This window comes from Nocardiopsis sp. EMB25, assembly GCF_026797795.1.
In the GTDB taxonomy this organism is placed as follows: Bacteria; Actinomycetota; Actinomycetes; order Streptosporangiales; family Streptosporangiaceae; genus Nocardiopsis; species Nocardiopsis lucentensis.
On the sequence record NZ_JAMTDN010000001.1, the window covers coordinates 1598565 to 1620454 of the forward strand.

At 70.1% G+C, this 21890-nt stretch carries 19 protein-coding genes and 2 pseudogenes; 9 read left to right on the forward strand and 12 right to left on the reverse strand.

The annotated features are described in order from the left end of the window. The first annotated feature begins 46 nt into the window (after positions 1-46). The 6 genes and pseudogenes from KIK06_RS06920 to KIK06_RS06940 all read left to right on the forward strand — a co-directional run bounded on the left by KIK06_RS06920 (position 47) and on the right by KIK06_RS06940 (position 3988). A complete protein-coding gene (locus KIK06_RS06920) occupies positions 47-814 on the forward strand; it encodes a sulfite exporter TauE/SafE family protein (RefSeq protein WP_017597665.1) in 768 nt (255 codons plus the stop codon). Positions 815-1024: 210 nt separating this feature from the next. Further along, a pseudogene (locus KIK06_RS29240) lies at positions 1025-1239 on the forward strand (thiamine pyrophosphate-binding protein); the annotation flags it as partial. A gap of 279 nt (positions 1240-1518) precedes the next feature. After that, complete coding sequence (locus KIK06_RS06930) at positions 1519-2349, forward strand: hypothetical protein (protein ID WP_268645877.1); 831 nt, start codon at positions 1519-1521, stop codon at positions 2347-2349. Further along, positions 2295-2501, forward strand: a pseudogene (locus tag KIK06_RS29335) (thiamine pyrophosphate-dependent enzyme); the annotation flags it as partial. The gene KIK06_RS06930 and the pseudogene KIK06_RS29335, both read left to right, overlap by 55 nt. A 187-nt stretch (positions 2502-2688) precedes the next feature. After that, positions 2689-3273, forward strand: a complete 585-nt coding sequence (locus KIK06_RS06935) for a carboxymuconolactone decarboxylase family protein (protein WP_268642474.1) — start codon at positions 2689-2691, stop codon at positions 3271-3273. Positions 3274-3427: 154 nt separating this feature from the next. Beyond that, positions 3428-3988 (forward strand): TIGR03086 family metal-binding protein, encoded by a 561-nt coding sequence (locus KIK06_RS06940; RefSeq protein ID WP_268642475.1) that lies wholly within the window; start codon positions 3428-3430, stop codon positions 3986-3988. Positions 3989-4058: 70 nt separating this feature from the next. Here KIK06_RS06940 and KIK06_RS06945 read toward each other — a convergent pair whose 3' ends face one another. Further along, the gene (locus KIK06_RS06945; RefSeq protein ID WP_017597662.1) at positions 4059-5420 is read right to left on the reverse strand and encodes an APC family permease; all 1362 of its coding nucleotides are present in this window, start codon (positions 5418-5420) and stop codon (positions 4059-4061) included. Positions 5421-5847: 427 nt separating this feature from the next. Here KIK06_RS06945 and KIK06_RS06950 point away from each other — a divergent pair, with 427 nt between their 5' ends. Next, positions 5848-6921, forward strand: coding sequence for a protein kinase family protein (locus KIK06_RS06950; RefSeq protein ID WP_268642476.1), 1074 nt, complete (start codon positions 5848-5850; stop codon positions 6919-6921). A gap of 434 nt (positions 6922-7355) precedes the next feature. On the opposite strand, the gene KIK06_RS06955 is transcribed toward KIK06_RS06950, so the two are convergent. The 5 genes from KIK06_RS06955 to KIK06_RS06975 form a co-directional block, all read right to left on the reverse strand. Then, a complete protein-coding gene (locus KIK06_RS06955; RefSeq protein WP_268642477.1) occupies positions 7356-8810 on the reverse strand; it encodes a serine/threonine-protein kinase in 1455 nt (484 codons plus the stop codon). Positions 8811-9012: 202 nt separating this feature from the next. After that, complete coding sequence (locus KIK06_RS06960; RefSeq protein ID WP_442789745.1) at positions 9013-9588, reverse strand: GTP-binding protein; 576 nt, start codon at positions 9586-9588, stop codon at positions 9013-9015. An 18-nt stretch (positions 9589-9606) separates the two neighbouring features. Beyond that, positions 9607-9972: a DUF742 domain-containing protein gene (locus KIK06_RS06965; protein ID WP_193789740.1), complete on the reverse strand. Its 366-nt coding sequence runs from the start codon at positions 9970-9972 to the stop codon at positions 9607-9609. After that, positions 9969-10412: a roadblock/LC7 domain-containing protein gene (locus KIK06_RS06970; RefSeq protein ID WP_051059115.1), complete on the reverse strand. Its 444-nt coding sequence runs from the start codon at positions 10410-10412 to the stop codon at positions 9969-9971. Before KIK06_RS06970 ends, KIK06_RS06965 begins: the two co-directional genes overlap by 4 nt. After that, positions 10412-12688 carry a sensor histidine kinase gene (locus KIK06_RS06975; RefSeq protein WP_268642479.1) on the reverse strand — a complete coding sequence of 759 codons (2277 nt, stop codon included), beginning with the start codon at positions 12686-12688 and terminating at the stop codon, positions 10412-10414. Before KIK06_RS06975 ends, KIK06_RS06970 begins: the two co-directional genes overlap by 1 nt. A gap of 475 nt (positions 12689-13163) precedes the next feature. Between KIK06_RS06975 and KIK06_RS06980 the strand changes: the two genes are divergently transcribed. Continuing rightward, the gene (locus KIK06_RS06980) at positions 13164-13457 is read left to right on the forward strand and encodes a 4a-hydroxytetrahydrobiopterin dehydratase (RefSeq protein WP_017597656.1); all 294 of its coding nucleotides are present in this window, start codon (positions 13164-13166) and stop codon (positions 13455-13457) included. A gap of 86 nt (positions 13458-13543) precedes the next feature. Here KIK06_RS06980 and KIK06_RS06985 read toward each other — a convergent pair whose 3' ends face one another. Together KIK06_RS06985 and KIK06_RS06990 are read right to left on the reverse strand one after the other, a co-directional pair. Further along, positions 13544-14755 (reverse strand): RICIN domain-containing protein, encoded by a 1212-nt coding sequence (locus KIK06_RS06985; RefSeq protein ID WP_268642480.1) that lies wholly within the window; start codon positions 14753-14755, stop codon positions 13544-13546. 827 nt (positions 14756-15582) lie between these two features. Then, positions 15583-17199: an AMP-binding protein gene (locus KIK06_RS06990; RefSeq protein ID WP_268642481.1), complete on the reverse strand. Its 1617-nt coding sequence runs from the start codon at positions 17197-17199 to the stop codon at positions 15583-15585. 120 nt (positions 17200-17319) lie between these two features. On the opposite strand from KIK06_RS06990, the gene KIK06_RS06995 reads away from it, so the two are divergent. Then, entirely contained in the window at positions 17320-18330 is a 1011-nt protein-coding gene (locus KIK06_RS06995) for an acyltransferase domain-containing protein (protein ID WP_268642482.1), read from the forward strand. A gap of 67 nt (positions 18331-18397) precedes the next feature. On the opposite strand, the gene KIK06_RS07000 is transcribed toward KIK06_RS06995, so the two are convergent. Genes KIK06_RS07000 through urtB form a run of 4 tightly spaced genes read right to left on the reverse strand, consistent with a single transcriptional unit; the run spans position 18398 to position 21826 of the window. Continuing rightward, the gene (locus tag KIK06_RS07000; protein ID WP_268642483.1) at positions 18398-19102 is read right to left on the reverse strand and encodes an ABC transporter ATP-binding protein; all 705 of its coding nucleotides are present in this window, start codon (positions 19100-19102) and stop codon (positions 18398-18400) included. After that, positions 19099-19845: an urea ABC transporter ATP-binding protein UrtD gene (gene urtD / locus KIK06_RS07005; RefSeq protein WP_017597651.1), complete on the reverse strand. Its 747-nt coding sequence runs from the start codon at positions 19843-19845 to the stop codon at positions 19099-19101. The genes KIK06_RS07000 and urtD overlap by 4 nt, the downstream gene beginning before the upstream one ends. Next, on the reverse strand, positions 19842-20945 hold the full coding sequence (gene urtC, locus KIK06_RS07010) for an urea ABC transporter permease subunit UrtC (protein ID WP_268642484.1): 1104 nt from the start codon (positions 20943-20945) through the stop codon (positions 19842-19844). Before urtC ends, urtD begins: the two co-directional genes overlap by 4 nt. Further along, a complete protein-coding gene (gene urtB, locus KIK06_RS07015) occupies positions 20942-21826 on the reverse strand; it encodes an urea ABC transporter permease subunit UrtB (protein WP_268642485.1) in 885 nt (294 codons plus the stop codon). Before urtB ends, urtC begins: the two co-directional genes overlap by 4 nt. Between the last annotated feature and the right edge of the window lie 64 nt (positions 21827-21890).

A 21890-nucleotide genomic window follows, 5' to 3' on the forward strand; every position in this document is an offset into this window, starting at 1 on the left:
CCGAACACCCCATCACCCCCTCTTCCGCCCACGGCGCGGACTGACCGTGGACCCCGAGATCCTCGGCCTCCTGCTTCTGGTGGCCCTCGGCGCGGGCTGGGTCGACGCCGTCGTCGGCGGGGGAGGGCTCGTCCTCCTGCCCGCCCTGCTCGTCGCCTCCCCGGGCACCCCCCTGGCCACCCTGCTGGGCACCAACAAGCTCGGCGCCGTCTTCGGCACCGCCTCGGCCGCCGTCGCCTACGCACGGCGCATCAAGCTCGAACCGCGCGTGGTCTGGCCCACGGCGGGCCTGGCCCTGGTCGGCTCCGGACTCGGCGCTCTGCTGGCCACCGCGCTCACCGCCGACGTCCTCAAACCCGTCATCATGGTCGTTCTGGCGGGCGTGGCCCTCATGGTCTACTTCCGGCCCGCCATGGGCACCGAACCCAACCCGCGCCTGCGCACCCGAAACCGGGCCCTGGCCGCCGTCGCCCTGGCCGGGCTCGCCGTCAGCTTCTACGACGGACTCATCGGCCCCGGCACCGGCGTCTTCCTCATCATCGCCTTCACCGCCGTGCTCGGCATGGACTTCGTCACCGCCTCGGCCTCGGCCAAGATCGTCAACACCGCCACCAACACGGGCGCGCTCGTCGTGTTCGCCCTGGGCGGGCACATCCTGTGGGGACTCGGCCTGGCCCTGGGAGCGTGCACCGTCGTCGGCGCCCAGATCGGCTCGCGGATGGCCCTGAAGCGCGGCTCCGGGTTCGTGCGCACGGTCCTGCTCATCGTGGTCCTGGCGCTGCTGGTGCGCATGGGCTGGGACCTGTTCAGCTGACTCGGCGGCCCGCGCCCACGACCCACGGGAAACCGGAAGCCTCCTCGACGGCAACCCGAGGGCGGTGACCGAGCTCGTGCCGCCCGGCCGTGTCCGGACGCGCGGCGCGGGATACACGGCCCGATCCGCGTCGCGGGTTAGATTCCCAGCATGGACGGAGCCTCCTGCGTCGTCAGTTCCCTCGCCGCCGAGGGCATCGACCACCTCTTCATGGTCCCCGGGGGACTGAACGACCCCTTCATGCGGCCGATGACCGGGACGGAGGGCGTACGGACCATCGTCGCGGCACACGAGGGGGTGCCGCCTACATGGCCGACGGCTACTCCCGCGCCTCGGGCCGCCTCGGGGTCGCGTTCGGCATCGGCGGGCCGGGCATCACCAACATGGTCACGGCGGTCGCCGCGGCACGGGCCGACCGCTCCGCGGTCCTGGCCATCAGCTGCGAGGTCGCGACCGGCACCGAGGGACGCGGGACGTTCCAGGACGCCAGCGGCGCCGCGCTGGACGACGTCTCCGTGCTCAGACCGGTCACGGCGAAGAGCCTCAGCGTGAACTCGCCGGGCAACCTCCAGCCGTACCTGCGTGTCGCGGCGCTCACCGCGCTGCGCGAGCGGGCGCCCGTCCACCTGTCGATCCCGCTGGACGTGCAGCGAAGCCCCCAGCAAACGGACTGGACGCCGCTTCCGGAGGCGGCCTACCGGCCGATGGCGATCGACCAGGGCGCGACGAACGCCGCCCTGTCCGTGTTCTCCGCGGGCAGCGGCGGTCCGACCCCCGCCAAAGTGGTCCTGCTCGCCGGCCCCGGAGTACGCCACGCGGGGGCTGAGGCGGCTCTGCTCGCCGCGGCCGAGCGCTTCGACATCCCGATCGCCACCACCCTGGGTGGGAAGGGCACGGTCCCCGAGGACCACCCGCTCGCGCTCGGCGTGTTCGGGTACGGCGGCTCGCGCTGGGCCAGCGAGGCGATCCTCGATCCGGACGTCGCGGTACTCATCGTCGTGGGGTCGGCGCTCTCCCAACGGGACACGCTGAACTGGGACCCCGGGATGCTGTCGACGGCCGAACTCATCCATGTCGAGGCGGACCCGAGCCTCATCGGACGCACGTGGCCCTCGTCCAGCCCGGTCACCGCAAGCCCGAAGGCCTTCCTCGAACAGCTCGCCGCCGTCGACGGGACGGTCGCCGACGGGCTCGACAACGGGCGTGCGACCCGACGGGCCTTCCTCGCGGACGTGCGGGGGCGCGGCCCGCGTGCCTACGAGGCGGACGACACCGCCAGTGACGCCGAACCGATGCACCCGGCCCGGTTCGTCACGCAGGCGCGCGCCGCCTGCCCGCGCGACACGGTGCTCTCGGTCGACTCCGGCGCGCATCGCGCCTGGTGCTCGCAGTACTGGCCGAGTTACGGCGGCGGGGACTACGTGTCCCTGGCGAACCTGGCCCCCATGGGGGTGCGATCCCTCTGGGCATCGGCGCCAAGATGGCGCGCCCCGAACGTCCGATGGTCGTCGCCACGGGCGACGGCTGCATGCTGATGCACGGGATGGAGCTCCACACGGCCGCCCGCTACGGCGTCCCTCTCGTCATCCTCGTCTTCGACAACCACGCCTACGGCAACATCTGGTACCGGGCCGAGCGCATGGGTACCGGGCCCGAGGCGCTGACCGACATCCCCGGCCTGTCCTGGCCTGAGTTCGCGCGCTCGGTGGGCGCCGACGGAGTGGCCGTCTCCCGCCCCGACGAGGTGGGGAGGCGGTCGCCCACGGGCTCAGGCAGCAGGGGCCGTTCCTCGTGTCGGCCCGGATCGACAAGAAGTATCCGACGCCCATCGCGCCCTGGCGCCGGGCCGTCGCCGAGTGGGAGGACAGTCACTGATGGCAAGGCTTCCCGACCCCGGCCCGCGAGCGACCCCCGAGGTCCGCTCGGAGATGGAGCGGATGGCCGCCGTGCGCAGCCACGCGGACGGCCGACCGCGCCTCGCCGAGGTCTACGTCACGATGTTCAACAACCCGGACGTCGCGCGGGCCGTCGGCGATCTCGGTGAGCGGCTGCGCTTCCGGGGCGTCCTCCCGGACGACCTGCGCGAGACCGCGATCCTGCGCTTCGCCGCCCGCCGGGGCCTGGACTACGAGTGGGCGCACCACGTGCGCCCGGCCTCCCAGGCGGGACTGGCGGCCGCGTACATCGACGCGCTGGCCCAGAGCGGTGTGCCCGCCGGGCTCACACCCGTCCAGCGTGCCGTCGTCCACGCGGTCGACCACGTCGCCGACGACGCCGAGATCCCCGACGACGTCCAGAGCGTCCTCGTCGAGGCCGCAGGGGAGGCGGGCGTCGTCGAGGTCGTGGCCATCTGCGGGCTCTACGCGCTCATGGGCTACATGTGCACGGCGTTCGGTATCACGACCGAGCCCGGACTGCCGACTCCTCCCTGGTCGCGGGACCGACCCGGCGGCGGGTGAGGCCGAACCCCGGGCGGACCCCGCCGGTTTTCCCCGAAGGGGGTGTCCTCACGACGCGTTTCCCACGCGTCTGGACGTCGCCCGCTTCCGGGTTTGGGGTCGCCGGGCCGCCGGGTAGGGGCCGGACGCCGACACCGACCCGGAAGGGGCGCCCATGCCCGAGCTGATCGACCTGCACGCGACCGCCATGACCGAGTTCGACCACCGGGTCAGGCAGGTGGGCACGGCCGACTGGGCCCTTCCCACGCCCTGCGTGGACTGGGACGTCCACGACCTGGTCAACCACCTGACCACCGAACAACTGTGGGTCCCGCCCCTGCTCGGCGGCGCGCGCATCGAGGACGTGGGGGACCGGTTCGACGGCGACAACCTCGGGGAGGAGCCCGTGGCCACCTGGGCGGTGGCCGCCAGGGAGGCGCGCCTGGCCTGGCTGGCCCCCGACGCGGTGGAGCGCACCGTCCACCTGTCCGCGGGGACCGTCCCGGCGCGCCGCTACCTGTGGGAGATGACCTTCGACCTGGCCGTGCACGCCTTCGACCTGGCCCGGGCCCTGGGCGCCGACGAGCGGCTCGACCCCGTCCTGGTCTCCGAACTGTGCGACTGGGCGGGGGACCAGGGCCTCGGACCGGGGCCGATGTTCGACGAGCCCGTGGCGGTGGGGCCGGAGGCCGCTCCCCAGGACCGGCTCATCGCTCTGACCGGACGCAAGCCGTGACCCCGGTGGGTCGTCGGCGACGTCCCCGTCGCCGACGACCCACCGGGGCCGCCCAGATGGGGGAGCGCGGTCAGGCCGCGCTGGTGGCGCGCTCCTCCAGAGCCTTCTCGTCGAAGGTCATCTGCGGCGGGGCCTGGCGGAACCCGCGGGTGACGTAGGCGAGCTGGATGAGGCCGAGCGCGGCCCACACACCGCCGATGATGAAGGCCAGCCCGCTCAGGTTGGTCCACAGGTAGACGGTCAGGCTCAGGCCGATGCCGGGGACCAGGCCGTACTTGAACAGGTCGGCGCCGGCGCGCATGCGCTCGCGGACCACGAAGTGGATGATCACCGACAGGTTCACGGCCGAGAAGGCGACCAGGGCGCCGAAGGAGATGAACGAGGCGACGGTCTCGATGTCGAGGAAGATCGCGCCGATGGCGACCCCGCCCACGATCAGGATGTTGAACGCCGGGGTGTTGTAGCGCTTGCTCAGGCGGCCGAAGACGTTCCTGGGCAGGCTGCCGTCACGGCCCATGGCGTAGAGCACGCGCGAGACGCTGGCCTGGGAGCTGAGCGCGGACCCGAACGAACCGATGATCAGCGCGAGGGTGAGCAGGGCGGCCAGGGCGTCGCCGCCCACGGTCCGCATGATGTCCAGCGCGGCGGAGTCCACGTCGGTGAACCGGGTGTAGTCGGGAAAGACCATGTGGCCGAACCAGGAGGCGGCCAGGAAGATGAGCCCGCCGCACAGGGTGACCAGGAGGATCGCGCGGGGGATGTCGCGCTTGGGGTCCTCGGCCTCCTCCGACAGGGTGGTGACCGCGTCGAAGCCCAGGAAGGACTCGGTGAGGATGGCCGCGGCGCTCAGGACCGGCAGGATCTCCAGCCCGCTGCCGACGAACGGGGCCAGCGGGTGGATGTCGGTCATGCCGACCAGGTGGCGGGCGCTCATCGCGAAGAACAGGAGCAGGAAGGCCACCTGGGCGCCGACGATCACGGTGTTGGCCTTGGCGACCAGGGCGATGCCGCGCACGTTCAGCGTGGTGATCACGACGAGGAAGCCGACGATCCACACCCAGTCGGGCACGGCCGGGAACTGGGCGTTCAGGTACAGGCCGATGGTGATGTAGTTGATCAGCGGCAGGAACAGGTAGTCCAGCATCATCGTCCAGCCGACCATGAACCCGGTGCGCGGGCCCAGGGACTTCTGGGCGTAGACGTAGGCCGATCCGGTCGAGGTGTAGACCCGCGAGAGCCGCCCGTAGGAGTAGGCCGTGAAGAGCATGGCCACCAGGGCCACGAGCACCGCGGTCGGCAGGCGTCCGTGCGACATCGCCGTGGCGACCCCGTAGACGGTGAGGATCGTGGTCGGGACCAGGTAGGCCAGACCGAACAGCACCAGATGGGGCAGCTTGAGGACGCGCGCAAGCTTCGGGGCCGTCTCAGACAACAGACCGACCTTCTTCCTGAGGGTTGACCGGTGATTCGTGTGCTCCGGGTCTTCTGTGAGCAAACCCACCATGACAGGCGTCACTGTCAAGTGCAAGTGATTCCATCGTAAAAAGTGGTCTGAGCAACTGATCTGTGACATCTGACGCCTGAACACGATGAAATCAGTTGCCACTCGTAGGTTGTGCCACCCAGGTCACCCACGGCTGCGCCCTCAGTCACACCACAGCGCCCGCCGCGCGGGCGATCCCGCCGCCCACGCGACGACGCCGTCGACCCCGGGCACGGGGGTCGACGGCGTCACCACACGCTCGCGCGGGGTCACGGCGGGGGTCTGGTTCCGCGGCTTCGGGAGAACCGGGCCGGATAGGGTCGGTCCGTCCACGCGATCACCGACACCCCGGGTTCGGTGCACCGAGGAGCCGCCGATGCACCGCTTCGATTCCAGGTACCCCGCACGCCTCGCCGCCCACGGGGCCGTGGCTTCCCGTCTGTCGTCGTTGAGCGACCGGCGGCTCAGCGACGTCGTGTCGGCAGCCTCCGCCGTCGGATCCGGCATCGGCGGCAGGTCCGCGGAACTGGACATCGACGGCACGAGGGTCTTCGTCAAGAGGGTGCCGTTGACCGACCTCGAGGTTCGGCCGGAAAACGTCCGGTCCACGGCGAACCTCTTCGGCCTACCGATGTTCTACCAGTACGGAGTGGGCTCGGCCGGGTTCGGTGCCTGGCGGGAGCTGGCGGTCCATACCATGACCAGCACCTGGGTCCTGGAGAGGGAGCACGAGGGTTTTCCCCTGATGTACCACTGGCGTGTCCTGCCCGATTCCCCTCCCGAGGGCTTCGCGGACGAGTTCGGTGGCATCGACGGAGCGGTTGCCCAGTGGGAGGGCTCACCGGCCGTGCGCGAACGGTTGGAGGCGATCGGCCGCTCCTCCCACAGCCTGGTGCTCTTCCTCGAGTACGTGCCGCGGACACTCCGCGCGTGGCTGAGCGAACAGCGGGAGAATTCGGCGTTGCCTGGCGCCGGCTCCGCCTATGCGTGGGTGGAGGACGTCTTGGCACGGGGAGCGGCATTCATGAGCTCTCGCGGGCTTGTACACTTCGACGCCCATTTCGACAACCTCCTGACCGACGGCCAGATGATGTACTTCGCGGACTTCGGGCTGGCCCTGAGCTCAGACTTTGAGCTCTCAGCGGCCGAGGGGCGGTTCCTTTCGGACCATCTGTCCTACGACCGCCACCACACCGCGACCCATCTGCTCCACCACCTCGTCGACCGCTTTCGGGGTGATGCGGGAAGGGAGGTGTTCCTGTGGGAGTGGGGCGCGGGTCGAAGGCCCGGCGGTGTTTCGCCGGAGATCGCGGCGATCATCGAACGGCATGCCCGGACCTCCGTCGTCCTGGACGGCTTCCACCGCACGCTGCTGACGGAGAGCAAGCACACTCCCTTTCCGGCCGCCGAGCTCAACCGTGCCGCGTCCGCCGGTGCGGCACACGGTTGAGGAACTCGGCTCCCCCTCTCGGAGGCGGATCGAGTACGCCGGGAATGGGCAATAGGCCAGAGTCTCCACAGCCCAGGAGGTAGACCAGTCCGTTTGGTCCGGGTGATCAGATCGCGGCCCGAGGTCACCCGGGCTGTTCGAGGTAGGCTTCACCCGCGAACCAGCGCAGCGCCGCGCGGAGAGCTGGCAGTATCGGCGAGGCCCTGTACGTGACCATCGCCCGCGGTCACGGCTGGCGGTCCTACCGGGCCGGTGACCGTGCGCTCGTGCCCGCCCATGAGAGTCCACACTTTCTTCGGGTTCCCGCTGGATGCTGCGCATCGGCGGGACCAGGGTGGTGGTCGGCTCGGGGACCATGGCCGCCGGAGGCCTGACCGGGCGCGTCATCGGCCCGGACGGTCCGCTTCAACTCCGAGAAACGGGATGAGGAGCGCTCAGTCGTTGCCCTCCGCGCACGCGATCCGATCGCCGATCACGGCGACCACGTGCCCGATCTGGCCCTCACTCCATCCGGGTACGCCCACACAACTGGAATGGAAGATTCCGTCATCGTCTCGATAACCCGATGTGGCCCTTGTGGCGAGCACGGTGTACTGGGCGTTCGCCGCGAAGCAGGGGACTTCCACGTACGTCCGGGTCCCCTCGGAGCTGATGATGCCCAGGCAGTCCCCTCTGCTGACGTTGTCGGTTCCACCGTTGAGAACCAGACTGGTCATCGCTGCGACGGGTGGAACGGACACGTACAGCAACAACGCGACGACGGCGAACGCCAGAGCCTTCCACCACCTTGTGGAATCGAGGGTCGTCCCTGTCTTCTCGCTTTCCTCCGCCCTGGTCTTCTTCTCCGTCGGCTTGGGAGGGAGCGGCACTCCGGCGACAGGAGTGGCGGGTCGGCCACGGCGCCGGGCGATCAACGTGTTCATACCGTTGAGGAGCCTGGTATGCAGCATGGCACTCACCTCGCTCTCGAAGGTCCGGGTGCGATCGGGGAGCACGGGGTCCAGGACCAGGGTCGTGCGTAGGGTGATGGCCTCGGTGAGCGCCTCGGGCAGCCACCGGCCGCCGGACCGGTCCTCGTCGGTCCGCGCCAGCACGGACAGCTCCCGCAGGAGGTGTTCCAGGCCGGGCCGGTCGTCGGGCTCCTTGGCCAGGCACGCTCCTACCAGCGCGGCCAGCGGTGCGGGCAGGTCGGACAGGTCGGGTTCCTCGTGCACGACCCGGAAGACCACCGCGTGGACGGGGCCCTCCCCGAAGGGACTGTGGCCGGTGGCAGCGAAGGCCAGCACGCACCCGAGGGAGAACACGTCCGAGGCAGGGCTGACCGGCTGGGCCATGGCCTGTTCGGGGGACATGAACGCGGCGGTGCCCAGCACGGTGGAGGTCCGGGTGTGGGAGGTGGTGTCCAGGGCGCGGGCGATGCCGAAGTCGATCAGCCGGGGCCCGTCGGCGGCCAGGATGACGTTGGCGGGTTTGAGGTCGCGGTGCACCAGCTTCTGGGCGTGGACCGCCGTAAGCCCCTCGGCCAGTCCGGCTCCGAGCACCGCCACCGACCCCAGGGGGAGGGGTCCGTGGTCGACGACGGCGGTGTGCAGGGTGGGCCCGGGGATGTAGGCGGTGGCCAGCCACGGTGGGTCGGCGTCGGGGTCGGCGTCCACGACCGGTGCGGTGTAGAACCCGCCCACTTGGCGGGCGGCCCTCACCTCGGAGGCGAAGCGGCGCCGGAACTCGGTGTCCCTGGCGAGATCGGGGAGCACGACCTTGACCGCGACCGTGTGCCCGCCGGGGGAGCGGCCCAGGAACACCTGTCCCATACCGCCTCCGCCCAAGCGTGCGTGCAGCTCATAGGGGCCCGCGTGGGTGGGGTCGCCATCGGTGAGGGGGTCGGTCATGGCACCGCTTCCGGATAGGGGGTCGTTCGCCCGGTCGGCCCCGATGATCCCAGAAACAGGAACCCTGTCCAGAGCAAATGTCCGTGCCCCCTGGGGAACCGTGCGGCTTCCCGGCGCCGCCGCCGGTGCACCGACCCCCGCACACGACGAAGGGGCCCGCGCCCACCGGCGCCAGGCCCCCACCACACGAACCGGACACCCCTCAGGTGCCCGACAACTCCCACCGCAGCACCAACTCGACCAACTCCACCACCACCTCCTTGGCCGACTGCCGACTACGCGCGTCACACAACAGCAACGGCACCGGATCCTCCAGGTCCAACGCCACCCGCACGTCCTCCGCGCGGTGCGTGCGCTGCCCGTCGAAACAGTTCACCGCCACCACGAACGGCACCCGCCGCTCCTCGAAGAAGTCGATCACGTCGAAGGAGTCCGTCAACCGGCGGGTGTCCGCCAGCACCACGGCGCCCAACGCACCCCGAGCCAACTCCTCCCACATGTACGAGAACCGCCGCTGTCCCGGCGTCCCGAACAGGTACACCACCGTCGACTCGTCCAACGTGATCCGGCCGAAGTCCAACGCCACCGTCGTCGTGGTCTTGTCCTCGACCCCCACCAGATCGTCCAACCCCACACTCTCGGTGGTCATCACCTCCTCCGTGTGTAGCGACTCCACCTCGCTCAGAGCCGACACCAGCGTCGTCTTGCCAGCACCGAAACCACCGGCCACCACGATCTTCAACGTGTCCGGCACCGGTCCCGCAACCTCAGCGGCCATCCGCCCCATCCACTCCACCTACAACTCCCGGATCCGCTCCAGCACCGATCGCAGCGTGGCCGCGTCCGGACGGGCACGCTCCCAGTCCGAGGTCCGCACCATCACACGCCCTTGGTCGACCAGATCCGCCAGAAGGATCCGCACCACTCCCAGCGCGAACCCCGTACGCGAGGCCACCTCCGCCACCGACAACGGCCGCGCGCACAACGACAGGATCAACTCCACCTCCGGGTCGGCCTCCGACACACTCACCGCCGCAACCGCCACCACCTGCGTCGTCACCGTCAGATCCGACCGCGACGGACGGGTACGACCCCCCGTCAACGCGTACGGCCGGATCAGATTCGACTCCCAGCCACCCCCTTCGGGCGGCCCCACACTCACGTCCCGCCCCTACGCCCCCGCGGCAACGCCGACAGATGCGGCCCGACCTGCCGGACCAACCGGTTCAACTCGAACGCCGCCTGACCCATGTCGCACGAGTCCTCGGCGACCAACGCGAGCGACGCCCCACGGCCCGCGGCGAGCACGAAGAGGAACACACGGTCCATCTCCACGACCGTCTGACGCACCTCACTGGCGCCCAGTTCCTTCCTGGCCCCGCGAGCCAGGCTCGCGAACCCCGACGCGATCGCCGCCAACCGCTCACCCTCCTCCCGCACCACCCCCGGCGAGGACGACAACAGCAGTCCGTCGGCCGACAGCAGCAGAGCGTGCCGCGCCCCCGCCACCCGCTCCACCAGATCGGCCAGCAGCCAGTCCAACGACCCACTCACCGCCGCACCGCCACCGACCGCCCGGCCGCCACCAGCCGACATCCACATCACCCTTCCGTCTCCTCACCGGGACGCGCACCGCGCACGCCCCCAGCGCCGTCCCCGCCACCGGGCTCCGCGCGACCGCGCAGCGTCCCCGACTGGAAAGCGCTCATCATCGACCGGATCTCGGACAGCGACCGCTGACCACCGGCCTCTCCGACGACGACCTCGGACTCGCCCCCACCGCGGTCGGCCCCCGACTCACCGCCGCGCACGTCCCCCGACCCCCACGACCGGCTCCTGCGGCCGCGCCGCCGGGGCAAGCCCATGTAGGTGTCCTCGCCCCCGCCCGAACCGTCGGCACGCGGATCCGCCACCGGAGCCACACCCACCACCGGACGCGTGTGCGGCCCGGTGTCCTCGGGCGCGCCCTTCGCCTCCGGTTCGGTCATCACCCCGGAGGGGATCACCACGACCGCGCGCGTCCCCTCGCCCCCGTTGGGCTCCAACGTCACCCCGAACCCGTGGCGGGCGGCGATCGTGGCCGCCACGAACAACCCCAGATGCGAGTCCTCCCGCATCCGCCCCAGGTCGAACCGCGGGGGATCGGCCAGCAGCGCGTTGGCCGCCTCCCGCTGCTCCCCGGTCATTCCCAGGCCTTGGTCCTCGACCTCCAGCACGTACCCCCGCGGCTTCGCGCACCGCCCCCGCACCGTCACCATGGTCCCCGGAGGCGAGAACGCCGCCGCGTTCTCCAACAGCTCGGCCAGCAACCGGACCGTGTCCGCGCCCACGTCACCGCGCAGCCACACACCCGGCACCTCCAGCACCCGCACCCGCGTGTAGTCCTCGATCTCACTGGCCGCCGCCCGCACGGCCTCGTGCAGTCCCACCGGTCCCAGACCCCCGCGTGTGGGCACGTCACCGCTGAGCAGCACGAGGTTCTCCGCGTTGCGCCGCATCTGCGTGCTGAAGTGGTCGATCCGAAACAGCGCCGACAACACCTCAGGATCGGTCTCACCGCGCTCCAGCGAGTCCAACAGCCCCAGCTGGCGGTGCACCAACGACTGGGTGCGCCGCGCCAGGTTCCGGAACATCGCCCGCACCCCCGCACGGACCTGCGCCTCCTCCACGGCCGCGGCCACCGCCGCGCGCTGGGCGTCGTCGAACGCCTCGGCCACCTCACCGATCTCGTCCCGCCGCCCCACCCGCAGACGCGGCACCTCGGCGTCCACGTCCACGCTCCCGCCCGCCCGCAGCCGCGCCGTCACCTCCGGCAGCCGTACCCGCGCGTGCTCCAGGGTGAGCGTGCGCAGCTCCTGGAGTCTGCCGCCGACCTTCTGGGTCCCGACCACCGCCACCGCGGTCGAGGCCAGGGCCGCCAGTAGGACCAGCACGCTCGTCGACACCACCACCCGGGTCAGCTCGGCGGCGTGCCCGTGGCTCAGCGCCACCACGCCCTCCATCTGCGCCTGCTCCACCTCGCGCATCCGGAAGTCGACCGCCTCGGCGGCGCCCCGCCAGGTGGGGGCGTTGACGGGCACCGTGGAGGTGCCCCGCAGCGGCATGCTGACGATGTTGTCCTGGAGCAGGCGCACCGTGGTCAGCCCCGAGTACGAGCTCACCCGCAGGTACCCCCGCCGGTCCTCGTCACCGAGCTCGGCGCCGACCCTGGCCCAGGTGTGGCGTTGTGCCCCGACGGCGGCGGAGAAGCGGGCGTGGTCCTCGGCGGTGAAGTCGTGCGAGGCCACCGCGTGCGCCACGACGGAGTCCTGCTGGTTGAGCAGCTCCCGCGTGCGCATGAGTGAGGTCAGTGAGCGCAGCTGGGGGACCTGCTCGGGGTCGGCGCGGGTCACCTGGCCGTCCCAGAACCGCAGTCCCGCCTCCACGGCCTGGTCGTAGAAGGTGCCCGCCTGCAGGGGGTCGCGCTGTTCGCGGGGCAGCGCGTCGACCAGCTCCCGGTGGTCGTCCAGTCCGCCCAGCGCGTCCAGGAAGTCCCGCGCCTGCTGGGGGAGGGCCTGGTCGTCGAACCCCTCCATCCGCCGTGAGAGCAGGGCGACGGCGTCATCGGTGTCCTCCCGTGCGCGCTCCAGCCGGTTCAGGCTCTCCCTCGACGGGCTCGCCGTGTCCATGGTGGCGCGGCGTTCGCCTTGGAGCTCACCCACGACGAGCACCACCGGTTGCCCGACCTCCTCCGTCAGTGCCGCCGTCGTGCGCAGGTCGCGGATCTCCAGGACCATGACCGTGGTCATGGCGGCCCACAGGGCGAGCAGGGCGGTGCTGGGGACCAGGACCAACGTGATCATGCGTGCGCGAAGCGAGCGGCGCTTCTCGTGAGCCATGGGTTCGCTTCCAGGGGGGAGGGGAGCGTGCGAGGAGGGGCTCGCGGGCTGGGGGAGGGACGGAGTTTCCCCGAGTGAACCGGTTCGCGGGGGATCACGCAAGGGTCGACGGTCACCCGTTACGGTCGGGAGACCAAGGGGCCGCCGGCCACCGCGGGTGTCCCCGGACCGGGCCATCTGATAAAAATCTACGATGTAAAGGTGGCGGAGCGGTTTCACCACACCAAACAGAAAACAATCGCGCGGCTCCGCCGCACCGACCACAGAGGTTCGTCCCACGCGGCGGTCGAAGCGTGAAACCCACGATCCACCGGGGTACGGTTCCCCTGCGCCGACGCGCTCCATCACGGCGCGGCACCCTTCGATCACCGATTGGCACCCACACTGGCACCACGAGGCGTGCGGCACGGGCACCGCCCGTCACGCGGCGAGACAGGTATTCAGCCGGGCACGCCGGAGCGGGGGAGAGGACACCATGAAGCTCACCGACGACCAGATCCAGGAGGGTCTCGACCGACTCACCGACTGGAAGTGGGACCCCGACGCACCGGACATCCACCGCACGGTCAAACTGAGGGACTTCGTCGCCGCCATGGCCTTCGTCAACGAGATCGCCCAGGCCGCCGAACAGGCCGGACACCACCCCGACATCGACATCCGCTACAACAAGGTCCGCCTGTCCCTGTGCACCCACGCCGTGGGCGCGCTCACCGAGAACGACATGGCGTTGGCCGCGCGCATCGACGAACTCGTCCCGTCCCACCCCTGACACGTGGAAGGTGCCTCCGGTGTTCCCGAGGCACCTTCCGTGCGTTCGCCGGGGCCGCCGTGTCAGGGGCCCGCGGGAGCGCGAGGTCAGGCTCCGTCGCTCATGAGCATGCGAGCCTGCGGGCGGGTCGCGTCGCAGATGGGGTCCGGAACCCCGTCCGTGGTGCAGACGGCGACCGTGCTCCATTTCCCGTCCGTGTTGTCCTTGGCCGGGACGGTCGCGATACCCGATCCCACCCAGGAGTCGCCCCTGTCGGTCGTGATATCCCAGGTCCCGTTCACCGTCTTCATCAGCTGGGCTCGGGCGACCCATCCCGTCTCACCGCTCCGGATCGGGTAGGTGACGCTGTCCGACACCGCGGTCTCCTCACCCCACTGGCGGTCGTAGTGCACTTCGATGCCCACGGTGACCGATGCCTGCACGGGCGAGGCCTCGCCCGTGCCGATCGTCGTGGACAGGGACAAGGATCCACCGACGGTGTTGGTGTAGCTCGTGGTGTGCGTCCACGAGAATTCGTGGGACGTCTCCTGCGAGGTTCCGTTCCGCCACACCTGGCTGACGATCTCGGGGTCGCTGGGTTTGGCCGGTGCGTCCGATCCGACCCTGAACTTCGCGTCCCTGATGACGCCGGAACGGTCGTCCCACATCCACAGCGCACGGTGTGTCGCCAACTCCATGCGTCGCTCGTGTGTGAGATCCGCATCCGGCGCCGTCTCCAGGACCCAACTGTCGTTGAGTTGTGTGGGGCTGTGGCAGTCGTACAACCCGACGTGCGCGAAGTTGCCGAAGTGCTCCCGGTAGATGTTCACGCACTTGTCGTCGCTGGCGTGCCGCAGGCGCCACCGATCGGTCTGCTGCCCGCTGACCGTCGCCGTGGTCGGCTGAAGGTACCAGTCCTGCGATTCGGAATCGTCGCAGTGATCCAGGTAGAGGCGGTCGGACTTGGTTCCCATCCGGGCGTCGACGCAGAGTCCGGTGTCCTGGTTGACGATCGAGAACGTCCCGTCCCGGTTGGCCAGGAACGTGTACTTCTGCCGGTGCGTGTCGGTGTCGTACAGGATCATCTCCGTCCCCGGGTCACCGTTGCTGGGGCTGATCTGGAAGAACGCGCTGTCCCGACTGTCCCGGTTCAGCAGCTGGATGTCGCAGTAGACGTCCTCCTGCGAGCAGTCCGGCGCGAACTGGGCGACCGACGCCCGGGCCGGCGACAGCACGACACCCGTCGCCGCCACGCAGACCCCCATCATCACCGCGGCCGCCGTGCGCGTCAGTATCCGATTCGACCCCGTGCCGCTCATTCCCCGCCCCTGGCTTCCGTTCGAGAAGTGCCGTGTTCCTGTTCGATGCCATCTGGATCCCGGGGGCGCGCATCCCCCTCCTCGTGTCGCGCTCATTCGCACGAGTATCCGATGAGGTACTCGGGGACATTCGAGTATCCGCCGCCCAAACAGACGTACCTGGCCGTCTCGTCAGACGATTCCAGAACGAATTCATGGGCGACTTCCCCGAAACCCGGGCCCATGCAATTGCCCTGACCGGTCGCGGAACCCACGCCTTCCACCGGGCCGGTGACCTCGTCGCAGACGTACGTTGGGGGGTTCGTATCCAGCGTGGCGGAGGCGGTCACGGGAGTGGGCCAGGCCACCAGAACCGCCGCGACCCCCAGACCGACCGCCGTGGACACATGACGCATGTGCGTTTCCCTTTCATGAGTGCCGATGACCCGTTCATCCACGGCGCGTGAGGACGCGGACATCACCGCGAGAAGAGAAACCAGGTTCGGATCGACCCGCGATACCCGGATTTCGCAGATGAACGGACACCGAGACAGGTATCACGGGAAGAATGCGCCGAACCGCATCAGGCGCGGCGGAGTGTCGGGCGATGACCCTATTTCCAAGGTCCTGAAAGGGGTGATCCGGTCGCTCTTTCGAACGCCGTTCCCAACGCTGGAACACAGAGAGACCAAGGGGATCCGACGGTGAGGAGCGGAGCGGACGGGATCGGTTCACCGATCCCGTGCCCCGGTCGCGGACCTTCGGGCGGGGGTATGGGCGCTGACGTCGAACACGATCGTCACGGCCGAATATCCGGCCGGCTCCGTGGTTTCCGTTCGGACCGGGACTCAGCGCAACCGCGCCCGCCGCATCTTCCCCGAGGCCGTACGCGGCAGCTCCGGAACGAAGTCCACCACCCGCGGCGCGGCGTGCGTCGCGTACCCGCCGCGCACCCACTCCTTCAGTTCCTCGGCCAGCTCCTCGCCGCCCTCGTACCCCGGTGCCAGTACCACCCGGGCACCGATCACCTGGCCGGCCAGCTCGTCGGGGATCGCGTACACCCCGCATTCCTCCACGGCCGTGTGCGCGTTGAGCACCGCCTCCACCTCGGTGGGACCGATCCGGTACCCGTGCGACTGGATCGCGCCGTCATCACGCGTGGAGAAGAACAGCCATCCCTTGCGGTCCATGATCCCGGTGTCGCCCGTCAGGTAGTAGGCCCGGTCCGGTGTGAACCGCACCTGCGAGGCGCCCTCGTTCTCCAGGTATCCGTCGAACCAGGACAGGGGGCTGCCGGCCAGGTCGATCGCCACCCGGCCGTAGGCGCCCACCGGCGCGGGTTCGTCGGAGATCGCCTCCAGTACCCGTACGTCCCACCCCGGTAGGGCGGGACCGATCGCGCCCGGCACGATCTCCTGCGCGGGCGTACCCGTGTCCCCGTTGGGCACGCCCACGCACCAGCCGAGCTCCGTCTGTCCGTAGTGGTCGCGTACCGGTACCCCGAACACGTCGTTCACCCACTCGATGACGTCGGGGGTCAGTGGTTCACCGGCGCTCGAGAGGCGTTGCACCATGACCTCCGGTGGCAGCGTCTTGGTCGCCGCGCGCAGCGTTCGGTAGGTGGTGGGGTCGGCCGCCAGGTTGGTGACTCCGAACAGGCCCAGGACGTCGAGGGTGAGTTCGGGGTCGAAGAACCCCGCGCGCAGGGCGAGGGAGTTGTGTCCGGCCAGCAGTGGCGAGATCACCCCGTGGTAGAGCCCGTAGGCGGTGCCCGGGTCGGCGGTGTTCCAGTACACGTCCTCGTCGTCCACGCCCAGCCCGTAGTGGTGGTGGGCGTGCATGGCCGACAGGGCCCGCACGGGGACGGGCACCCCCCGGGGCGGGCCGACGGGGCCGGAGACGAACAGCAGTGCCAGGTCGCCGTCACCGCCGACGGCGGCGTCCTCGATCGTCCCGGGGGAGCGGTCGACGAGCGAGGTGAGGGTGTGGTCGCCCTCGCGCTGGGGGCGGTCGCCGGTGGTGGCCACACCCCAGCGGGGGGCGGTGGCGTCGGGGAGGGGGTCGAGTTTGGTGCGGTACTCGTCGTCGCACACGACCAGGCGCGCCTGGGAGTGGGTGAGGCGCTCGGCGATGGCGGAGGGGGCGAAGGAGGGCAGGAGGGGGACCAGGACGGCTCCCAGGCGCCAGACGGCCAGGGCGGTGACGGTCAGGTCGACGCCCTTGGGGATGAGGGTGGCGATCCGGTCCCCGCTGGTGAGGCCGAGGTCGGCGAGTCCGGCGGCCAGGGCGCGGGAGCGTTGGGCGAGTTCGCCGTAGGTGAGGGTGGTGGCGGTGAGGGTGGGGCCGATCTCGGTGGTGGCCACCGTGTCGGGGTGGTGGCGGTCGCACAGCAGGTGGGCCACGGAGGTGGTGGGTGTGTCGTAGGTGGCGATCCAGTCCTGTATGCGGTGCGCCGGGTCGGGCATCGGTGGTTGTCCTCGTTTTCGGTGGTTTTGTTGTGTTCGGGGATGTACGTCAACACTATGCCCCACTGTGAGGCTGGCCTCACTCGCCCGTGGGGTGCGGTCTCGGACATGATGGTGCGCATGGATAGCGCGGCTGTGGTGGAACGGTTCGGTCTGGGTGCCCCCGAGCGGGTGTGGTTGGCGGAGGCCGAACGGCTTCCGGATCCGCTCAGGGCGTTGGACGTGCCGGTGGGGGAGGCGGCCGAGGAGGTCCTGGACCTGTTCGCGTTGGCCCCGGAGGACCGTGCCGAGGTGCGGGGGCTGTGGCCGGACGCGGGGTGGTCGCCGGAGTTGTGGCACCTGGTGGAGTGCATGTACCGGCGGTTGTGCGCGGACGCGGATCTGCCGCTGGGGGAGTGGCGGGACTGGCCGGCGCTGGTCGGGGCACAGGACGCCCGGGTGCGGGTCGCGTCGCTGTGGGCGTTCGCGGCGTGGGTGCCGGAGCACTTCGAGCGGCACGCGGCGCGGGGGATCGATCGTGCGGTGACGGCGCGGACGCTGGCGGACGTGGGTGTTCAGGTGGCGCGGTCGAGGAGGATGTTCGGTCGGTTGAGCCTGGAGACGGCGGCGTGGGTGGCGGCGCAGTTCCGTGGGCGGCTGTTCTGGGTGGGCGGGTTGCAGGTGGAGCCGGCCGTGTTGGGGGAGCAGGGCGCGGTGGAGTGGTATCCGGTGGGGGAGGCGGCCGCGTTGGGGGCGGGGATGGGTGTGGGGGATCCGGTGTTGCGGTTGCACATTCCCACGGGTGGGTTGGATCCGGTGGCGGTGGAGGGGACGTTGTCGGTGGCGCGGGAGTTCGCGCGGGCGCATCTGGGGATGGATCCGGTGGTGGCCACGTGTACGTCGTGGTTGTTGGATCCGGCGTGGGCTGAGGTGTTGGGGGAGGGGTCCAACATCGTGCGGTTCCAGCGGCGGTTCTCGTTGGTGGGGCGGGGGGTTCCGGGGGAGGCGGATGTGTTCCGGTTCGTGTTCGGGATGCCTGAGGTGGATGTGGCGGCGGCTCCGCGTGGGACGCGGTTGGAGCGTGCGGTGGTGGAGCGGTTGGAGTCGGGGGGTGCGTGGTGGGTGCGTACGGGGTGGGTGCCGTTGGTGTGAGGGGTGTGGGGGTTTCAGGGGGTTCGTTCCGAGGGGCGGGCCCCTTCGTCGTGTGCCGTGGGGTGGGTCAGATGGCCATGAGCGCCTGGGCGTCGTCGTCGGTGAGGTCGTTGCGGTCGCCGGTGTGGATGACGCGTCCGGCGTCCAGGACGGTGACGGTGTCGGCGAGGCGGAGGGCGACGTCGAGGTATTGCTCGACGAGCAGGACGGTGATGCCTTGGGCGGCGATGTCGGTGATGGCGGTTTCGATCTCTTCGACGATGGAGGGCTGGATGCCTTCGGTGGGTTCGTCGAGCAGGAGCAGGGTGGGGTTGGTGACGAGGGCGCGGGCGATGGCGAGTTGTTGGGCTTGGCCTCCGGACAGGTTGCCGGCGTGGCGGTTGAGGAGGGGTTTGAGTCGGGGGAAGCGGTCGAGGGCGGCGTCGATGAGTTCGGGGGCGCCGCGTCGGGTGGCGGTGTGGGCGAGGTGGAGGTTCTCGGCGACGGTGAGGGGGGCGAAGGTGTCGTGGCCTTGGGGTGTGTAGGCCATGCCGTTGCGGACGCGGGTGTGTGGGGGGTGGTGGGTGATGGGGGTGCCGTTGTGGGTGATGGTGCCGTGGGTGGGGGTGATGAGTCCGGCGATGGTGTTGAGGAGGGTGGTTTTGCCGACGCCGTTGCGTCCCATGACGCAGGCGATGGTGCCGGTGGTGATGGTGAGGTTGATGTCGAACAGGACGCGGGCGCGTCCGTAGCCGGCGTGGAGTTGGTGGATGTGCAGGTGGGGGGTGCTCATGTGTGGGCTTTCTGGTGGGTGCGGCCGAGGTAGACCTGTTGGACTTGGGGGTCGTTCTGGACGGTGGTGAGGTCGCCGTGGGTGAGGACGCGTCCTTCGTGCAGGACGGTGACCTGGTGGGCGTGGCGGCGTAGGAAGTCCATGTCGTGTTCGATGACGACGATGGTGTGGTCGGCGGCGATCTGAGTGAGGAGCTCACCGGTGCGGGCGCGTTCGTCGGTGCTCATTCCGGCGACGGGTTCGTCGAGGAGGAGTAGGCGGGGTTTTTGGGCCAGGAGCATGGCGATCTCGAGCCATTGGCGCTGGCCGTGGGAGAGGGTGGCGGCTTTGGCGTGGGTGTGGGGGGTCAGGCCGACGCGGTCGAGGATGCGGGTGACGTGGTCGGGGTGGGTGCGTGGGGCGCGCAGGAGTTGCCAGGGGGGTAGGCGGTGGGCGGCGGCGAGGTCGACGTTGTCGGCGACGGTGAGTTCCTCGAAGACGACGCTGGTTTGGAAGGTGCGGCCGATGCCGGTGCGCGCGATCTGGTGTTCGCTGCGTTTGTTGAGGGTGTGGCCGTTGAAGGTGATGGTGCCGTGGGTGGGGTGGGTGCGGCCGGTGATGGTGTCGATGAGGGTCGTTTTGCCCGCGCCGTTGGGTCCGATGAGGAAGCGCAGTTCGCCTTCGTCGATGGTGAGGTCGATGCTGTCGAGGGCGGTGAAGTCGCCGAAGGTGACGGTGAGGTCGGTGATGGTGAGCAGGCTCATGTGGGGCTCCCGGCGGTGGTGGGCTCCGGTGCGGGGGTGGGGGTGCGTCCTCGGGTGAGGGCGTTCTTGGCGTGGTGGGTGAGTCCGGCCAGGCCTTGGGGGGCCAGGGCGATGACGAGGACGAACAGGGCACCTTGGAGGTAGGTCCAGCCGCCGGCGAAGGTTTCGGCGAAGGTGGTTTGGGCGGCGTTGACGAGGACGGCGCCGGTGGCGGCTCTGAGGGAGTAGCGGCCGCCGAGGGCGACGGCGAGGACCATCATGATCGAGGGGATGACGCCGACGAGGGTGGGGGAGATGATGCCGAGGATGGGGACGAAGAGGGCTCCGGCGATTCCGGCGGCCATGGCGGAGAGGGCGTAGGCGAGGGTTTTGGCCCAGGTGGGGTTGTAGCCGAGGTAGCGGACGCGGTCTTCGCCGTCGCGGATGGCGATGAGGAGTTTGCCGTAGCGGCTGCGGGTGATGTGGCGGAAGAGCAGGTAGAGGGCGGCGAGGGTGAGGACGGTGAGGGTGTAGAGGGTGGTTTGTGCGGTGGGGGTGTAGAGGCTGTGTCCGGCGAAGACGGGGAAGTCGGTGAGGCCGTTGGAGCCGCCGGTGAGGTGTTGTTGTCCGATGAGGAGGATGACGAAGGCGGCGGCGAGGGCTTGGTTGAGGATGGCGAAGTAGGCGCCGCGGACGCGTTGGCGGAACACGGACCAGCCCAGGAGGGTGGCGACGGTGCCGGGGACGAGGACGGCGGCGGCGATGGCGGCGGCGGGGTGGGTCAGGGCGGTCCAGAACCAGGGGAGTTCGGTGCGGCCGGACCAGACCATGAACTGGGGGAGTCGGTCTGCGGAGAGGGGGTCGGCGGCGGTGCGGGCCAGGGTGAGGTGGATGGCCATGGCGTAGCCGCCCAGGCCGAAGTAGACGCCGTGGCCCAGGGTGAGCATGCCGCCGCGTCCCCAGGCCAGGGCGATGCCCAGGGCGACGATGGCGTAGCACAGGTATTGGGCCAGGAGGTTGAGGCGGAAGGGTTCGAGCAGGTGGGGCAGGACGAGGAGGGCGGCGGCGATGAGCGCGGTGAAGGTGAGGGGGCCGCGTAGGCGGGTGAGGGTGGTGGTCACGCGAGTGCCCTTGTCTTGGTGGTGAGCAGTCCTTGGGGACGGGCCTGGAGGAGGGCGACGATGGCGGTGAAGACGATGAGTTTGGCCAGGGAGGCGTCGCTCCAGGCTTCGACGGTGGCGTTGAGGATGCCCAGGGCGAAGGCGGCCAGGACGGTGCCGCGCAGGTGGCCCAGGCCGCCGATGACGACGACGAGGAACGCGTCGACGATGTAGTTGGTGCCCAGGGTGGGGCCGGTGGGGCCGGTGAGGGTGAGGGCCACGCCGGCGATTCCGGCGAGGCCGGAGCCGATGACGAAGGTGGTGGCGTCGACGCGGCGGGTGTTGATGCCGGTGATGGCGGCCAGGTCGCGGTTGTGCAGGACGGCGCGTGTCTGTCGTCCTTGGCGGGTGTGGTGGAGGTGGTGGGTGAGGGCGGCCACGGCGATGAGGGCGAGGGCGAGGATGAACAGGCGGGAGTGGTGGAGGCGGATGTCGCCGGGCAGGGTGATGCCTCCGGTGAGCCAGTCGGGTGTGGGGACGTCGACGTTGGGTGCGCCGAAGATGTCGCGGGCGGCTTGTTGGAGGATCATGCCGATGCCGAAGGTGAGCAGGAGGGTGTCCAGGGGGCGTCCGTAGAAGTGGCGGATGAGGCCGAGTTCGAGGAGCCAGCCCAGGGCGCCGGTGACGGCGAAGGCGGCGGGGAGGGCGAGGATGAGGGCGGGGGTGGGGGAGAGCCAGGTGTTGAGGACGTAGGCGGTGTAGGCGCCGACCATGATGAACTCGCCGTGGGCCATGTTGATGACGCCCATCTGGCCGAAGGTGAGGTTGAGGCCGAGGGCGGCCAGGAGGAGGACGGCGCCGATGGCCAGGCCGACGGGGAGTTGGGTGAGCAGGGTGTCCACCGCGGCTCCTTTCCGGGGTGGTGTGGCGGCCGGGATGGTGCGGGTCCCGGCCGCGTGGGAGGGG

Bases quoted from the DNA above. Each gene is read 5' to 3' on its own strand.
- urtD (WP_017597651.1), bottom strand. From the start codon at position 19,845: ATGAGCCTGCTCACCATCACCGACCTCACCGTCACCTTCGGCGACTTC.
- KIK06_RS06990 (WP_268642481.1), bottom strand. From the start codon at position 17,199: ATGCCCGACCCGGCGCACCGCATACAGGACTGGATCGCCACCTACGAC.
- KIK06_RS06995 (WP_268642482.1), top strand. From the start codon at position 17,320: ATGGATAGCGCGGCTGTGGTGGAACGGTTCGGTCTGGGTGCCCCCGAG.
- KIK06_RS06975 (WP_268642479.1), bottom strand. From the start codon at position 12,688: ATGGCTCACGAGAAGCGCCGCTCGCTTCGCGCACGCATGATCACGTTG.
- KIK06_RS06950 (WP_268642476.1), top strand. From the start codon at position 5,848: ATGCACCGCTTCGATTCCAGGTACCCCGCACGCCTCGCCGCCCACGGG.
- KIK06_RS06955 (WP_268642477.1), bottom strand. From the start codon at position 8,810: ATGACCGACCCCCTCACCGATGGCGACCCCACCCACGCGGGCCCCTAT.
- KIK06_RS06930 (WP_268645877.1), top strand. From the start codon at position 1,519: ATGGCGATCGACCAGGGCGCGACGAACGCCGCCCTGTCCGTGTTCTCC.
- KIK06_RS06970 (WP_051059115.1), bottom strand. From the start codon at position 10,412: ATGTGGATGTCGGCTGGTGGCGGCCGGGCGGTCGGTGGCGGTGCGGCG.
- KIK06_RS06960 (WP_442789745.1), bottom strand. From the start codon at position 9,588: ATGGCCGCTGAGGTTGCGGGACCGGTGCCGGACACGTTGAAGATCGTG.
- KIK06_RS06980 (WP_017597656.1), top strand. From the start codon at position 13,164: ATGAAGCTCACCGACGACCAGATCCAGGAGGGTCTCGACCGACTCACC.
- KIK06_RS06940 (WP_268642475.1), top strand. From the start codon at position 3,428: ATGCCCGAGCTGATCGACCTGCACGCGACCGCCATGACCGAGTTCGAC.
- KIK06_RS06985 (WP_268642480.1), bottom strand. From the start codon at position 14,755: ATGAGCGGCACGGGGTCGAATCGGATACTGACGCGCACGGCGGCCGCG.
- KIK06_RS06935 (WP_268642474.1), top strand. From the start codon at position 2,689: ATGGCAAGGCTTCCCGACCCCGGCCCGCGAGCGACCCCCGAGGTCCGC.
- KIK06_RS07000 (WP_268642483.1), bottom strand. From the start codon at position 19,102: ATGAGCACCCCCCACCTGCACATCCACCAACTCCACGCCGGCTACGGA.